Annotated in this window: 17 protein-coding genes; 10 read left to right on the forward strand and 7 right to left on the reverse strand. The window is 47.4% G+C overall.

Annotated features, from left to right (window positions below; translation table 11 throughout):
- Positions 1–10: 10 nt before the first annotated feature.
- From SU32_RS05050 to SU32_RS05060, 3 genes are read right to left on the reverse strand one after another with little or no spacing between them, the layout of a single operon-like run.
- Positions 11–628: a Smr/MutS family protein gene (locus SU32_RS05050; protein ID WP_053998257.1), complete on the reverse strand. Its 618-nt coding sequence runs from the start codon at positions 626–628 to the stop codon at positions 11–13.
- Positions 625–1,722 (reverse strand): murein transglycosylase A, encoded by a 1,098-nt coding sequence (gene mltA, locus SU32_RS05055; protein ID WP_053998258.1) that lies wholly within the window; start codon positions 1,720–1,722, stop codon positions 625–627. Before mltA ends, SU32_RS05050 begins: the two co-directional genes overlap by 4 nt.
- A 25-nt stretch (positions 1,723–1,747) precedes the next feature.
- Complete coding sequence (locus tag SU32_RS05060) at positions 1,748–2,437, reverse strand: Tim44/TimA family putative adaptor protein (RefSeq protein WP_053998259.1); 690 nt, start codon at positions 2,435–2,437, stop codon at positions 1,748–1,750.
- A 131-nt stretch (positions 2,438–2,568) separates the two neighbouring features.
- Between SU32_RS05060 and SU32_RS05065 the strand changes: the two genes are divergently transcribed.
- Both SU32_RS05065 and secB read left to right on the forward strand, forming a co-directional pair.
- The gene (locus tag SU32_RS05065) at positions 2,569–3,054 is read left to right on the forward strand and encodes an FxsA family protein (RefSeq protein WP_053998260.1); all 486 of its coding nucleotides are present in this window, start codon (positions 2,569–2,571) and stop codon (positions 3,052–3,054) included.
- A gap of 104 nt (positions 3,055–3,158) precedes the next feature.
- Entirely contained in the window at positions 3,159–3,659 is a 501-nt protein-coding gene (secB, locus tag SU32_RS05070; protein ID WP_053998261.1) for a protein-export chaperone SecB, read from the forward strand.
- Positions 3,660–3,743: 84 nt separating this feature from the next.
- Here the strand turns inward: secB and dnaQ are convergent, their stop codons facing one another.
- The 4 genes from dnaQ to SU32_RS05090 all read right to left on the reverse strand — a co-directional run bounded on the left by dnaQ (position 3,744) and on the right by SU32_RS05090 (position 6,534).
- Positions 3,744–4,442, reverse strand: coding sequence for a DNA polymerase III subunit epsilon (gene dnaQ, locus SU32_RS05075; protein WP_053998262.1), 699 nt, complete (start codon positions 4,440–4,442; stop codon positions 3,744–3,746).
- A 70-nt stretch (positions 4,443–4,512) separates the two neighbouring features.
- Positions 4,513–5,100 (reverse strand): dephospho-CoA kinase, encoded by a 588-nt coding sequence (gene coaE, locus SU32_RS05080; RefSeq protein ID WP_053998263.1) that lies wholly within the window; start codon positions 5,098–5,100, stop codon positions 4,513–4,515.
- The gene (locus tag SU32_RS05085; protein WP_053998264.1) at positions 5,097–5,942 is read right to left on the reverse strand and encodes a shikimate dehydrogenase; all 846 of its coding nucleotides are present in this window, start codon (positions 5,940–5,942) and stop codon (positions 5,097–5,099) included. Before SU32_RS05085 ends, coaE begins: the two co-directional genes overlap by 4 nt.
- Positions 5,935–6,534, reverse strand: a complete 600-nt coding sequence (locus tag SU32_RS05090; protein ID WP_201454885.1) for a Maf-like protein — start codon at positions 6,532–6,534, stop codon at positions 5,935–5,937. The genes SU32_RS05085 and SU32_RS05090 overlap by 8 nt, the downstream gene beginning before the upstream one ends.
- 488 nt (positions 6,535–7,022) lie before the next feature.
- On the opposite strand from SU32_RS05090, the gene hemE reads away from it, so the two are divergent.
- From hemE to SU32_RS05130, 8 genes are all read left to right on the forward strand, one after another.
- A complete protein-coding gene (gene hemE / locus SU32_RS05095; protein ID WP_053998266.1) occupies positions 7,023–8,048 on the forward strand; it encodes a uroporphyrinogen decarboxylase in 1,026 nt (341 codons plus the stop codon).
- Positions 8,049–8,050: 2 nt separating this feature from the next.
- Positions 8,051–8,593 carry a protoporphyrinogen oxidase HemJ gene (gene hemJ / locus SU32_RS05100; protein ID WP_053998267.1) on the forward strand — a complete coding sequence of 181 codons (543 nt, stop codon included), beginning with the start codon at positions 8,051–8,053 and terminating at the stop codon, positions 8,591–8,593.
- 140 nt (positions 8,594–8,733) lie between these two features.
- Positions 8,734–9,999, forward strand: a complete 1,266-nt coding sequence (gene rho, locus SU32_RS05105; RefSeq protein WP_144421034.1) for a transcription termination factor Rho — start codon at positions 8,734–8,736, stop codon at positions 9,997–9,999.
- An 85-nt stretch (positions 10,000–10,084) separates the two neighbouring features.
- Entirely contained in the window at positions 10,085–11,389 is a 1,305-nt protein-coding gene (gene mnmE / locus SU32_RS05110) for a tRNA uridine-5-carboxymethylaminomethyl(34) synthesis GTPase MnmE (RefSeq protein ID WP_053998269.1), read from the forward strand.
- 143 nt (positions 11,390–11,532) lie between these two features.
- Positions 11,533–13,392, forward strand: coding sequence for a tRNA uridine-5-carboxymethylaminomethyl(34) synthesis enzyme MnmG (gene mnmG, locus SU32_RS05115; protein ID WP_053998270.1), 1,860 nt, complete (start codon positions 11,533–11,535; stop codon positions 13,390–13,392).
- 1 nt (position 13,393) lies between these two features.
- Positions 13,394–14,014, forward strand: a complete 621-nt coding sequence (gene rsmG, locus SU32_RS05120) for a 16S rRNA (guanine(527)-N(7))-methyltransferase RsmG (RefSeq protein ID WP_053998271.1) — start codon at positions 13,394–13,396, stop codon at positions 14,012–14,014.
- Positions 14,015–14,037: 23 nt separating this feature from the next.
- The gene (locus tag SU32_RS05125; protein ID WP_053998272.1) at positions 14,038–14,826 is read left to right on the forward strand and encodes a ParA family protein; all 789 of its coding nucleotides are present in this window, start codon (positions 14,038–14,040) and stop codon (positions 14,824–14,826) included.
- 62 nt (positions 14,827–14,888) lie between these two features.
- The gene (locus tag SU32_RS05130; RefSeq protein ID WP_053998273.1) at positions 14,889–15,779 is read left to right on the forward strand and encodes a ParB/RepB/Spo0J family partition protein; all 891 of its coding nucleotides are present in this window, start codon (positions 14,889–14,891) and stop codon (positions 15,777–15,779) included.
- Positions 15,780–15,789: the final 10 nt, after the last annotated feature.

Genomic DNA, 15,789 nt, shown 5'->3' on the forward strand with positions numbered 1-15,789 from the left:
AATATCATCCTTACCGCAAGCGTCTCAACCGGACATAAAACGCGCCATCGCCGCCATGACCGCGGCTGGCCGCCTGATATCCGTTTACGATTGAAGAAAAAGCCGGTGTGTTAAGCCAGATTGGCAACATGCGGCGCAAAACACCTTCGCTGGTGGGAGAGCCGCCTTTGCCGGTAATCACCAGAACATGTCTATGGCCGAGATTACGGGCTTGGTTTAAAAAAATCTGCAAGCGATGAACGGCCTGATCCTGTGTCATGTCGTGCAAATCAACTTGGCTATCGATGGGCAAACGCCCCTTGGCAATCTTGCGATAAACAGGCTTATCAATATGCGCTGCAATCGGCGCGGGCGAAGCTGTAATCTTTTGTTTCTTATCTGCTGACGCGGGTTTTGCGTGTGCTGATCGGGCGGCGGCCTTTGCACGGCGCAATTCGGTGTCTTTTAACGGCGCGGACCTTTTTGACGCCGGCATGAACTCGGCCATATGTTCACTAAAACTTTCAGACTCTTTTGATCTGGGCTGCGCTGATTTCCGCATCGGGGCGACGGTGCGCGTCACGCGGTTCCAAAGAACTTTCTCGTCAGGCTTAAGTTCTCTTACCTCTGCATTTTTTTTGCGTGTCATGGCAATAGAACCTCCGGTTCATCAAAGCCAATGCCACGCGGAACCAGAATTGTAAAATCGCAAGCCGAGTTAACCGCACCTGCTTTTTGCCCCGCAAAATCCCCAGTGCCGAAAAATATATCTCCGCGCGAAGGTCCAACGATGGCAGTGCCGGTCTCTTGTGCAATCATCAGATGCTCAAACGGTGATCCGTTCACACTGTCAGCCTGTACAAAAACCGGCGTTCCAAAAGTATGAATAAGACGGTCAACAGCAAGCGAGCGCTCAGCCGTTAACGGTACTTTGGCAGCGGCAACAGGACCCATTTCTTCTTTGGCAGCAGTGGTTTCTTTAAAGAAAATATATGACCGGTTTTCTTCCATTAATGCCAGTGCTTTGTCCGGATTTTGCGAAAGCCAGACACGAATGGATTGCATGGAAATCCGGTCTTTCGGTATTTCGCCGCGCTCAACCAATAATTTGCCTATTGCCGTGAAAGGGTGACCCGACTTGCCGTCATAAGTAATGCGCAGCGTGTTTCCATTGGTCATTTTCAAACAGGCCGCGCCCTGAACATGAATGAAGAACGCATCAACGGGGTCTTTTACCCATGCAATGGCAAGTGCATCATGGTCGATAGCACCGCGGTTGATGACTGCGCGATCATGATATTCAACGATGTTTCCTTTTTCATCACGCCGTCCGAAACGATAATCCGCGCTTATCGTGGCAGGTCTGTTATAATCATTTAAAGCAATCAAATTATCAGGCCGGCGCAAGAGCGGCACAGAAAATTCTGAATCTTTAAAGTGTTGAGCCTGAACTTCCGGCTCATAAAAGCCTGTCACTTGGCCACGCTTTCCATCGGTTGATACAAGCCTGAAAACTGAAAAATTGTCTTCGAAAAACAAGCGCGGGTTTTTAATTGCATCCTCTTTTTGCGACAAAGCAATCAGGGGATCTAAAGCATCGGGCGGAATACCGATTTTTCCTGTTTTATAGCTCACATCCGCCGGCTTGAGAGATTGCCGACGAAATGCGGCCAAGGCAGCACCGTGATCATCATTCTTCCATCCCGATAGCGCGCTATACGATGTTGATTGAAGTGACCACATTGGTTTTGCTGGGATTTTGCTGGACTTAGTCTTCAGCTTCGGTGGCAACCAGTTTCCAGTTTGGATCTCTTTGACGCGTATCGCGGGCGAAAGTCCAAATATCTTTCACCTCGACCACGGTATCAACATCGCCATCAACAATTTCGCCATCCTTGTCACGTGTAGCTGAAATCATCTGACTGACGACCGATACGGTTAAATGCGCATCATGGCCGCGCAGTTCAGCATCGGTAAGCTTGATGGTTTCAATGCCGACAAAATTCGCCTGAACCGTTTCGCCTGCTTTTGCACGTTCATCCAAAGCTGCGGCAAAACCGTCATAAACTTCTTTTGAAAGCAGGTTTCTCAAGGTTTTCTTGTCACCATCGGCAAAGGACATGACAATCATTTCGTAAGCCATGCCGGCACCTTTAAGAAACTCTTTGGGCTCGAAAACAGGTGCCGCGTCTTTAATCTTGCGCAGGTTTTTATTTAACTCGCTTGAAGGCTCGGCAATCTCGTCAATCTGCTTATAAGGATCGCTCGCATTGTCTTTGCGGTTTGGCAGCGTAATGACATTGTCGCCATCATTTTCCGGCGCTTCCTGTCTGCCTTTATTGGGGTCAAATGGCGGGCGTTCATGACCTGTGCGTTTTCCCAAAACGCTACGCAGCTGCATAAATACAAACACTGCTGCAACGACAAAAATGAGGGTAACTAAGTTTGAACTTTCCATAAAACACCTTGTTTAGTGAGATTCGTCAGCTGCACATATATTCTGATATAGACGTGAGCTAGTCATCATTCAAATTTATGGCGTAAATACCTATATAAAAGCTAGCCTTTAGCACTCATTCGGAGAAAATTGTGCCTTTTTCGCTCATACCCTTTATGCTTTTGATAATACCAATGCTCGAAATCGCCACATTTGTGGTTATCGGCGGGCAAATTGGCGTTTTTCCGACACTTGGCATGATTGTTGTCACCGCCATTATCGGAACAATCTTATTGCGCGTTCAGGGCTTTGGGCTGATCAGAAAAATCCAGAGCGATATTGACGGCGGCAAAATGCCCGCACGCGAGCTCGTTCACGGCGTTATGATCGCGATAGCCGGTATTTTGTTGCTCACGCCGGGCTTTGTAACAGACACTTGCGGCTTTTTGCTGTTCGTGCCGCCCATTCGCGATGCTGTTTGGCAATTTGCCAAAAGCCGCATCAATATTGTCAATGTAGGCGGTAGCCGAAATCAAAATCCGAGCGGCGGCGGTGATACTGACGGTCCGACAATTGATCTTGATGATGCCGATTTTAAAAGAGAACCGGACGCTGACAGTCCATGGTATGACAAGTGAATTAGGCTTGGTTATACCTACGCCTGTGTTTTGCTTGTCATCAACTTGGGAGCGTGTTAGTTCGAGCCAACTTTTATAAGATTAACTCAACAGGTTCTGACTTAATGGCTAAAGATCCAAAATCTACAGGTACTGAGGGCGCAGCTGCCGGCAATGGCGAAGCACCACAACTCAGTGTTTTAACGCAATATGTAAAAGATTTGTCATTCGAAAGCCCAGGTGCGCCGCTTTCATTGCGCCCGCGCGAAAAAGCACCTGCCATCAATATCAATGTTAACGTCAATGCAAACCCGCTTGCCGAGACAGATTACGATGTCAATCTTACCCTGACAGCCATTGCGAAAGATGGCGATGACGTATTGTTTAATGTCGAGCTTGTTTATGGCGGCGTATTCAGAATTGTCGGTTTCCCGCAAGAGCATGTCATGCCGTTGCTGTTTGTTGAATGCCCGCGCTTGATCTTCCCGTTCGCGCGCCAGATCGTTGCGGAATGCACACGCAATGGTGGCTTCCCGCCATTGATGATTGATCCGATTGATTTTTCTAAAATGTTCCAGCAGCGTATTGCTGAAGAAAAAGCAAAGTCTCAGGTTCAACCGAACTAAACATATCCAATCTTACGACAAAGCCCGCATCAAGCGGGCTTTTTTGTACCATTTAGAATCATTTGCCGGATTCAACAGCAAAATTTACTTGGCTAACCAGATCGCTTTTTCACCAATTGCATCAACAATCGTCTGATGGGCTTTAATATCATCGGCCGTCAAACGCGATGCCAGTTTGCGGGGACGCGCCTGAATTTCAATTTCCGGCAGATCGTTTTCTTCCCCGTCTTTTTGGGAATCATCTTCGCTCGAATCAAGTGTCAGCGCGGCCTGCTTTCCGCCCACCAATTCGATGTAAACTTCCGCAAGAAGTTCACTGTCGAGTAAAGCGCCGTGCTTTTCACGTTTGGAATTATCAATGCCGTAACGCTTACATAAAGCATCCAGCGAGTTTGGCCCCATCGGATGGCGGCGGCGTGCTAAAACCAGACTATCGATGACGCGGTTCGGATCAATTTCCGGAAAACCGACGCGTGCAAATTCCGCATTGAAAAATCCGACATCGAATTTCGCATTATGGGCGATAAGCTTCGCGCCCCGTGTAAATTCCAACCAGTCGTCAATAATGCCTGCAAATTCAGGCTTATCGAGAAGAAATTCATTGGTTATGCCATGCACTTTCAAGGCATCGGGATGAACTTCTTTTCCCTGCGGATTAATAAAGACATGAAAATTGCGACCGGTAATAAACCGGTTTTCAAGCTCAACAGCACCAATTTCGATAATCCTGTCATCACGGTTATCGAGGCCGGTGGTTTCTGTATCGAATATAATTTCGCGCATATGATTTCCTTTGGCCCAATGTGAATTCCGAAAGGCGCGATAGCAAGAGCGGCTTGTGCCTATGCAAAACTTAGTTTTTTAATAGCTGGCTAATAATTTGCTGAACCTGCTCTCTGGCAGCGTCCATACCCAAAGATGTGTCAATGAGAAAATCAGCGCAGGACCGCTTTTCTGCGTCAGACATTTGTTTTTGCAAAATCTGCTGAAACTTTTCCTCGCTCATATCAGGACGTGATAACACCCGTTCTCTTTGAACTTCATAAGGCGCTGTCACCACAACAATTTTATCGACACGCTTGTCGCCGCCTGTTTCGAAAAGCAACGGTATATCAAGCACGACTAATTTCGCATTCTTATTACGGTTATCGTCGATGAATTTTTCTTCCGCGTGCCGGACATAGGGATGAACAAGCGCTTCAAGCTCTTTCATCGCGGCTTTGTCATTGAGAACATATTCGCCGAGTTTTTTCCGGTCGATAGAGCCTTCTTTTTTTGTGCCCGGAAACCGTTCTTCGATTTCCTCAACCAATGGTCCGGCACGATAAAGATTGTGAACCACCGCATCCGCATCATGAACGGCGATGTTTTCATCCATAAACATTTTGGCAGTGGTGGATTTACCCATGCCGATCGAGCCGGTCAATCCGATGACTATCATTGCTTGGTCCCGCCATTTAAATCGTCAATGATCCGCTGGCGTAAAACCTCATCGACTTGCGGTTTTAATCCAAACCATTTTTCAAAACCCGGCGTTGCCTGATGCAATAACATGCCCAAACCGTCAGATGTTTGAAGGCCGCGCATTTTAGCCATCGCCAAAAACGGGGTTTCGAGCGGCACATAAACAATGTCGGATGCAATCGCATCAATACGCGCGTTCGATAATTCGAGAGGGAAGGCTGGCTGCCCGTCCATGCCAAGTGATGTCGTATTGATTAGAAGATCGGCTTCGGGAAGTTTTGCGGCAGCATCATCCCAATTCATCGCATTAACCGCAATGCCGAAACTATTTGCCAGTTCTTCAGCACGTTCAAGCGTGCGGTTGACAAGGAAAATTTTACCAATACCGGCTGTTAACAGCGCGAAAACAACCGCCCTTGCAGCGCCGCCGGCTCCAAAAACCATGGCTGTTTGCGCGCTGCGCCAAAGTGGCACCTGCGCATCAAGATTAGCCGCGAAACCATAGGCATCGGTGTTACCGCCGCATAGTTTGCCGGATTCAATCCATACGGTATTAACCGCACCGATCGCGCACGCTGCATCGTCCACATTATCAAGTCGCTCAAATACGGCTTGCTTGTGCGGAATTGTGAAATTTCCGCCAGCCCAGTCATCTTCAATCATCCGGCGCATAAATTGCGGCAATTCATCAGGTGATACCGCGACAGCTTCATAGCTGCCTTTAATATTGTATTGATCAAGCCAATGCCCGTGAATAAGGGGAGACCGCGAATGTTTAATCGGGTCGCCGCAAACGAAGGCCTTTTTTATTTCAGCCATCAATTTCTCCAAGTTCGCGCAGTTTTGCCAACAGCGGGATCATGGGCACGCCGACAATTGTAAAATAATCGCCTTCGATTTTTTCAAACAGCTGAATGCCCCGCCCTTCAATCTGATACGAGCCGACACTTTTTAAAGCTATATCGCCAACCTCCGCCAGATGGCGACCAATAAAGGCAGGATCCAGCTTACGCATATGCATATGGGCCACAGATACATGGCGCCAAATCACTTCATCATCGCGTACAATGACGATCGCACTGTTTAGCTGATGGGTTTTTCCGCTCAAATCGAGAAGATGTTGGCGCGCTTCTTCCATATTATTGGGTTTATGAAACTGCCTGTGTTCAAGCGATAGGGTTTGGTCACCGCCAATAACCAACTTAGCCGGATTCTTTTCGGCAATATTTCTGGCTTTTGATTCGGCTAATATCTCTGCAACATCCGAAGCATTCGCACCGCTGCCCTCCAGCGTTGCTTCTATGGCCCGCTCATCAATAGCCGGCGCTTCGGTTTCAAATATAAGACCTGCATTTTCAAATAGCATTTTTCGAAAAGGGCTGGTTGACGCCAGAATGAGTGCCATATCGATTACCTTCCTTTATATGCAGACTACAACATCTAGTGGTGTCATGATTTGCTCTCAACAGAGAATTTTGCATTTATCTGCGAAACTGCCGTGTGGATAAAGGTGTGTGAAAAAATTAGCGAATCATCCCTTGCATTTTTCACCTGTGAACTAAGTCGTTTTTATCCCAATTCACACTTATGTTCGTATTTCCAAAACGTGTTTGTAATTCAGACTCAATACAGATTTTTCCACACTCTATGCACAAACTTTACCGGTGCGATTGATACAAATTTCTGTCAGCAAATTCTTGGAAAGTATGAAGATTTTTAACTGCGTCAATTTTGACCGATAAAACCCTTGTTGATTGTGTATATTATTTTAAACAAGAGGAAAAACAGCCTTTGGCTGTGAGTAACTGTGTTTCTCCCACAATTCACAGACTCTAAATAAGAGTAGATTCTAAAAAATGATTTCTTCTTTAAAGAGGGATCAATGAAAGTGAGTAAATCATGTCGAACCGTAAAATCATCGATGTGATCAGTGGAGCACATATAGCGCCTCCCCCAATCTGGGTTATGAGACAAGCAGGACGTTATCTGCCTGAGTATCGGGAGCTTCGAAAATCAGCCAAGAGCTTTCTCGATTTTTGCTACACGCCGGACATGGCTGTCGAAGCAACGCTGCAACCAATTAGACGCTATAATTTTGATGCCGCTATTTTATTCAGCGATATTCTGGTGATGCCGGACGCGCTTGGCCGTGATGTTCATTTTGTCACCGGTGAAGGTCCGCGTATGACACCGCTTGGTGAAGGCGATGTTGATGCGCTGACACCGAATAATGTTCTTTCACATCTGTCTCCGGTTTTTGAAGCGGTGAAGAGATTACGCTCAGATTTACCGGATGAGACAGCTTTATTTGGTTTTTGCGGGGCTCCCTGGACCGTTGCAACCTATATGATTGCGGGGCGTGGAACGAGCGATCAGGCACCATCACGTTTATTTATGTATCAGAAGCCGGATGAACTGGCGAAGCTTCTTGATATAATCGCAGATGCTTCTGCCGAATATCTTATCGGCCAATTGGATGCGGGCGCTGATGCAGTAAAGATATTTGATAGCTGGTCGGGCGTATTGGACGAATTTGCCTTTGAAGCCAATTGTGTGCAGCCGGTGAAGCGGATTGTCGAAAAAGTGCGTTCTGCCCGGCTAAATGCCAAGATTATCGCTTTTCCCAAAGGCGCGGGGCATTTTTATCGCGGTTATAAGGAAAAGACTGGCGTTGATATGGTGGCGCTTGATTGGAGCGTCCCGCTTGAATTTGCCGCAGAATTGCAAAAAGAGGGTCCGGTACAGGGCAATCTTGATCCTCAGCGTGTTGTTGCCGGTCAGGCAGCGATTAAGGAAGGTGTAGACCGCATTATGGATGTTCTTGGCAATGGGCCTTTGGTGTTCAACCTTGGACACGGTATTACACCGGATGCTACACCGGAGAACATGGATTTTCTGGTCCGTTATGTCCGCGGAGAAATTTAAAAGTGGCTTCTATCGATTCGTCTTCGAAACAATCCGGGAAAAAGGCAGCAATTAGAGCGTCTATCGCCATTGCTGTTTTTGCTATTGCCGGGTTTCTATTATGGCTTGCAGGACCGGCGGATCGTTATCTTTGGCTAAAAGCACTGCATGTGATTGCAATTATTTCATGGATGGCGGGACTTGTTTATCTGCCCCGGCTGTTTGTCTATCACGCCGATGCGGAAAAAGGATCGGTACAATCTGAAACTTTTAAGCTCATGGAAAAGCGCTTGATGAAAATCATTATGACGCCGGCCATGATACTGGCCTGGATATTGGGCCTATGGCTTGCCATCGATGCCGGATATTTTTCCGATATCTGGTTTCACGTTAAGTTTGCCGCTGTTATTGGTTTGACGGCCGTTCATTTTTACTATGCGGCTGCAATGAAAAAGTTTGCATCCGACGAAAATAATAAATCGGCCCGCCAGTGGCGTTTTTACAATGAAATACCGACTATTTTAATGATCATCATCGTGATCATGGTTGTGGTAAAGCCGTTTTAAGTGTCATCATTTTCGGTTTAAGAGCGACAATTGTCGTTCGGACTTGAAATTTTCACAATTCGGCTGTATTTGATGGAAAAATTCGGAACCCGATCCCTCCTTTTTCCGACTATTCTTCTTTTTTAACTATATGGTGTCCCATGGACCAAATGTCTTTGCGTGAACTTCAGGAAAAGTCAGCTCCTGAACTTGTAGAATTTGCTGAATCGCTCGAAGTTGAAAACGCGAGCGCGCTTCGTAAACAGGAATTGATGTTTGCGATTTTGAAGCAACTGTCATTTGATGATGTGGAAATCATCGGAGAAGGCGTTGTTGAAATCTTGCAGGATGGATTCGGCTTTTTGCGTTCAGCCAGTGCCAATTACCTTCCTGGTCCGGACGATATTTATATTTCCCCGTCCCAGATTCGGAAATTTTCACTGAAAACAGGTGATACGGTTCAAGGCTTTATTCGCGGACCGAAAGACGGCGAACGTTATTTTGCTCTGCTTAAAGTCAACACAATCAATTTTGACGACCCGGAAAAAATTCGCCACAAAAGCCATTTTGATAATTTGACGCCGCTTTATCCTGATGAGCGTTTCAAGATGGAAGTTGAAAACAGCGAATCAAAAGATTTGTCTTCGCGGGTTATTGATTTGGTAGCGCCTCTGGGTAAGGGACAGCGCGGTTTGATTGTGGCGCCGCCGCGTACCGGTAAGACAGTTCTCTTGCAAAATATTGCCCATGCGATCACGGCTAACCATCCTGAATGTTATCTGATCGTATTGCTGATCGATGAACGTCCGGAAGAAGTGACGGACATGCAGCGCTCTGTGAATGGCGAAGTGGTATCATCGACGTTCGATGAACCGGCGTCGCGCCACGTTCAGGTTGCTGAAATGGTTATCGAGAAGGCAAAGCGTCTTGTTGAACACGGCCGCGATGTTGTCATCCTGCTGGATTCGATCACCCGACTTGGCCGCGCTTACAACACGACTGTGCCGTCATCGGGTAAAGTTTTGACGGGCGGTGTTGATGCGAATGCGCTTCAGCGTCCTAAACGTTTCTTCGGTGCTGCGCGTAATATTGAAGAAGGCGGCTCTTTGACAATTATCGCTACAGCCTTGATTGATACGGGTAGCCGTATGGATGAAGTTATCTTCGAAGAATTCAAAGGCACGGGCAACTCTGAAATCGTACTTGACCGCAAAGTGGCTGATAAACGCACATTCCCGGCTATGGATATTCTTAAGTCGGGTACACGTAAGGAAGATCTGTTGATCGACCGCAAAGATTTGCAGAAGATTTTCGTATTGCGCCGCATTCTCGCACCAATGGGTACGACAGATGCAGTTGAGTTTCTTATCGATAAACTCAAGCAGACAAAGAACAATGCAGAGTTCTTTGATTCAATGAACGCATAGGTCGATTCGGATTAGAAACGAATATTACCTGAATTATATTTGAGTCAATTGATTCGACTCCGTAACCAACTGAAAGGAGCAACAAATGGATACAATTGTTGCTCTTTCTTCTGGAAGCCTTCCTTCCGGTGTCGCAATTATTCGTATATCCGGCCCAAAAGCATCTAAAGCTGTCACTGCACTCGGCGCGCAGATTACAAAGCCGCGGCAAGCTTCTCTTCAAACCTTTTATGATCCAGATGGTTCAGTGATTGATGAAGGATTGGTGCTTTGGTTTCCCTCTCCGCATAGTTTTACCGGCGAAGATGTTGTTGAACTGCAAACACATGGCAGTAGGGCTGTTGTTGCCGGTATTCTGGATGTTCTCTCAGCCTATGATGGTGTTCGCCATGCCGAAGCAGGTGAATTTGCCAGGCGTGCTTTTACCAATGGAAAAATTGACCTGACCGAAGCGGAAGGTCTAGCCGATCTTATTGATGCGGAAACAACAGCGCAAAGAAAAGTGGCACAATATCTCGCTACCGGCGGTTTAAAAGAGCTTTATAAAGGATGGCAGGATCAGCTGCTAAACGCCCGCGCTATGATTGAAGCTGATATTGATTTTGCGGATGAAGATGATGTGCCCGGGTCGGTTGCTGATCAAGTCTGGCAGGATATGGCTGCGCTTCAACGCTCCATTTCACATCACCTTGAAGGGTATGACCGTTCTGAGCGCATTCGCGACGGGTTTAAGATTAGCCTTGTCGGGAAGCCTAATGTCGGCAAATCCAGCTTACTTAATGCTTTGGCCGGGAGCGATCGAGCTATTGTATCGAGTGAGGCAGGTACGACACGCGACGTCGTTGAAGTTCGCATGGATATTGCAGGTTACCTTGTATTGCTGAGCGATACTGCCGGTATTCGTGAACAAGCCGGCGCTGTGGAAGCGGAGGGTATTCGGCGTTCAATTGTTTCAGCGGAGCAAGCTGATCTCGTTTTATATTTAAGTGATGATGATAATTGGGATCATGATCTGATCGGAAAAAATTCTAACGTCATTACTATTCGCTCTAAAGCTGATCTGGGAAAATTGACGCCTACCGATGAAGAGGCCATTCATGTCAGCGTCAATGATTCTGCTTCTCTATTACGAATACTGGACATGTTGTCTTTAAGAATCAAAGAGGAACTGGATCGTTCGCGTGCCGGTTCTGCTATTAAGTCTCGTTACATCGATCATTTGCATCAATGTTTGAAAGATATAAAACTGGCTATCGAAAGTGAAGACGCACTTGAGTTGCGCGCCGAGCATCTGCGTGCTGCTGCGTATAGCCTTGGCCGAATTACCGGACAATATGATACAGAAGATGTTCTAGGGCGCATATTCTCGTCATTTTGCATTGGTAAATGATTCACGTGAAACATTGGGGGTGCAGTGACTCACGTGAAACATTTTGCATTCAGATTTTTATTTGTTTCACGTGAAACATTAGTGCCTTGACCTGAGAGTTTATTAGAGTCATTCAACAGCCATTCCAAACGAACGGTAAATTTATGCATTACGATGTTATTGTCATTGGCGGTGGCCATGCAGGCTGCGAAGCGGCTCGTGCCAGCGCAGCTCTGGGCGCTAAAACGGCTTTGGCCACTCATTCTATTGATACGATTGGTGTTATGTCCTGTAACCCTGCTATCGGGGGACTGGGAAAAGGCCACCTTGTTCGTGAAATTGATGCGCTCGACGGTTTAATGGCACGTGTTGCTGACCGGTCCGGTATTCAATTCAGAATGCTAAATCGGCGCAAAGGTCCGGCAGTACGCGGACCTCGCACGCAGTCTGATCGTAAGCTTTACCGGGAAGCCATGCAGGCTGAAATCAAATCCGTTGAAGGCCTGTCGATCCTGGAAGGCGAAGTCATAGATCTGTCGCAAGACAGTTCAGGCGCAATCAACGGCATTACTTTAACCGACGGTACTGCAATTAAATGCGGCGCTGTTGTTTTGACAACCGGCACATTTCTGCGCGGTCTTATTCATATCGGTGATAAAAGGTTTCCCGCAGGCCGCATGGGTGAGAAGGCAAGTACCTTGCTTGCTGACAGACTTGCTGGCCTTAATGTTCCACTCGGCCGTTTAAAAACGGGGACACCGCCGCGCCTTGATGGTCGCACTATTAATTGGGACATTCTGGAAAAACAAAGCGCCGATGAGGAACTTGTTCCGTTCTCAACGATGACAAATGAAATTCGTGTGCCGCAGATTGATTGCGGAATTACACGTACCACGCCTGCTACACATAATCTCATTCGTGAGAACCTCAAACGTTCGGCAATGTATTCCGGTAATATTAGTGGTACCGGCCCGCGCTACTGTCCGTCTGTGGAAGATAAGATTGTGAAATTTGGTGATCGTGACGGCCACCAGATTTTTCTTGAACCAGAAGGTTTGGATGATCACACGGTTTATCCAAATGGTATTTCGACCTCTCTGCCCGAAGATGTGCAGTGGGCAATGATGAAGACTATTTCAGGTCTTGAGAATGCTCAAATTTTACAGCCTGGCTATGCCATCGAGTATGATCATGTTGATCCGAAGGCACTGGACCAGTCGCTCAATCTGATAGGGACGGCGGGGCTTTATCTCGCCGGACAAATCAACGGTACGACGGGTTATGAAGAGGCTGCGGCGCAAGGCTTGGTTGCCGGCATTAATGCAGCGCATTTTGTAGGGCAGAAGGCACCGGTGCATTTTAGCCGCACATCGTCTTATATTGGCGTTATGATTGATGATCTGACGTCGCGCGGTGTTAGCGAGCCATACCGTATGTTTACGTCCCGCGCCGAATATCGTTTGTCTCTGCGCATTGATAATGCGGACATGCGTTTATCACCGCTGGCTATAGAGCTTGGTTTGGCCTCGCCTGATCGCGCTGCTCATTACAATGACGTTAATGGCCGCTTGAACGCAGCACGGGATTATTTAAAGAGCCAGACGCTTACACCGCAGGAAGCGGCAAAGCATGGCATATCTTTGAATATGGATGGTGTCCGTCGCAGTGGTTATGATCTTTTATCCTATGCATCGATAGAACTATCGGACTTAATTCGCGTATGGCCGGACCTCAAACAATTTGACAGTGACAGTTTAAACAGGCTCGCTATCGAAGCGCATTATGCAGTTTATATGGACCGGCAGAAAGCGGACATCGAATCTGTACTCCGCGATGAGAACCTTCTTATACCGGAAGATACTGAATTCGATAAGATTGCGGGACTTTCCAATGAATTGCGCAATAAGCTGAACGCACGCCAACCGAAAAGTATTGCTGAGGCCCAGCGTATTGAAGGTATGACGCCTGCCGGTATTGCGTTGATTATTGCACAAGTGCGCAAACAGCAAAGATCAGCTGCCTGATATGAGCCAAACACTGTTAAATGGCGATTTGAATGTTTCACGTGAAACGTTGGAGCGTCTGATTAAATTTGAGGCCTTGTTTGAACAATGGTCGAAACGTATCAACCTTATTGCTGAGTCTACCAAAGGCGAGGTCTGGCAGCGGCATATTGAGGACAGTGCGCAACTTTTGCTTATTAAGCCTGATATGCGGCACTTGATAGATATTGGTTCGGGAGGCGGGTTCCCTGGTATTGTTCTGGCGTGCATGCTCGATGACAATAAGGATAGCCGCGTCGATCTTGTTGAAAGCAACCGCAAAAAGACAGCGTTTCTTATGGCGGCAAAAGCACAATGCGCGCGTAATGCCAATATTCATGCAAAACGAATTGAAGATGCGCTGTCTTCGCTTCCGACACCGCAATATGTTACAGCGCGTGCACTTGCCGCGCTTCCAAAGCTGTTTGAGCTAACGCACTGTCATTTATCAAATGGTGCCGTGGGCCTTTTCCATAAAGGACGTGGATACCGCGAAGAGTTGGAAGAAAGTCATGCCAATTGGGACTTCGATCTGGTAATACATAGAAGCAGAATTGATACGGAATCGGTCATTCTCGAGATTGGAAATCTAAAACGCAAATAGCGGTTTTTGGCGGAGTTCAAATCATGGGTCAATCCACGCGGATTATCACTATTGCTAACCAAAAGGGCGGAGTGGGCAAAACAACCACTGCGATTAATCTGGCGACTGCGCTGGCTGCGATCGGTGAAAATGTTCTGGTTGTTGACGTTGATCCGCAGGGCAATGCCAGCACCGGCTTGGGTATCGAGCGCGACGACCGTGAAGTTTCGTCCTATGAAATTCTGCTTGGCGAAGCTTCTATTGGCGAAGCAACAATTCAAACAGCGGTCCCAAATCTTTCCATTGTACCTTCGACGATGGATTTGCTCGGGGTGGAGATGGAGATCGCTTCGGAAGCTGACCGCGTGTTCAGATTGAAAAATGCTCTGCGCGCGGATGAGGGGCGTTTTAGTTACGTAATCATTGATTGTCCGCCATCGCTCAATCTTCTCACCCTTAATGCGATGGCCGCAGCTGATTCTTTGCTCGTTCCGCTACAATGCGAATTTTTCGCGCTTGAGGGCTTGAGCCAGCTTCTTAAAACTGTCGAGCAGGTTCGGGCATCGGTGAACAAGGAACTGGCGATACAGGGTATCGTGATGACGATGTATGACGGCCGTAATAATTTGGCCAATCAGGTTGTTGATGATGTCCGGGCGCATATGGGCGCTAAAGTCTACAAGACTGTTATACCGCGTAATGTCCGGTTGTCCGAAGCGCCATCATATGGCAAGCCGGCGATTTTGTATGATCTTGCCTGTAGTGGCAGTCAGGCCTATCTCAATTTGGCCTCTGAAGTCATTCAAAGAGAACGTCAGAGTAAAGCGGCCTAAACGATTCTAATCCGAAACAATATAACAATAACTTCGACTCATTAAGATACTGGAACGAGAATATGGCAGACGATAATTCGCGAAAAAGGCTGGGGCGCGGTTTAGCAGCACTTATCGGTGAAATGGACCAGCCAGCTGAGTCACAATCTGCTCAAACGATCGCCAGTGATCGTTTGCTGCCAATTGAGCTTATTGTTCAAAGCGAGAACAACCCACGCCGTTTCTTTTCAGATAGCGAAATTGACGAGCTTGCACACTCAATCAAAGAGCACGGCGTTATCCAGCCGATTGTTGTTCGGCCGGTTAAAACCGATAGCAATGGACGTCATGAAATTATTGCCGGTGAACGGCGCTGGCGTGCTTCACAGCGTGCAGGGCTGACAGAAGTTCCTGTCATCATACGCGATGTTGATGACAAAGCAGCGCTTGAACTTGCGATTATCGAAAATGTGCAACGTTCTGATCTTAACGCAATTGAGGAAGCGTTGGGATATCAGCAATTGATGGACGAGCACGGCTATACGCAAGCCGATCTCGGCGATGTTATCGGTAAAAGCCGAAGCCATGTTGCCAATACTTTGCGCTTGCTGAAATTACCTAAAGGCGTTCAGTCGATGGTTAGCGAAGGAACACTTTCGGCGGGCCATGCGCGTACCGTTGTTACGGCCTCCGATCCCGATTCGCTTGCGAAACGAATCGTACAGGAAGGGCTTTCTGTGCGTCAGGCTGAAATGCTTGCCAATGATTCCGGCAATGGATCCAAAAAACCGAAGTCTACTGCTACCGAGCAGGAAAAAGACGCCGACACACTGGCTCTTGAGAAGATGCTTAGTGATACAACTGGCTACCGTGTTGAGATTGCTCATAAAGCTAAGGGCGGGCAGGTTAAGATCAGCTATAAGGATCTAGAGCAGCTGGATGCGCTGTGCCGTTTATTGCAACGCCAGGCGTGAACCTTCGCCG

Origin of the sequence: Ahrensia marina (assembly GCF_001293565.1) — a bacterium.
Lineage (GTDB): Bacteria > Pseudomonadota > Alphaproteobacteria > Rhizobiales > Rhizobiaceae > Ahrensia > Ahrensia marina.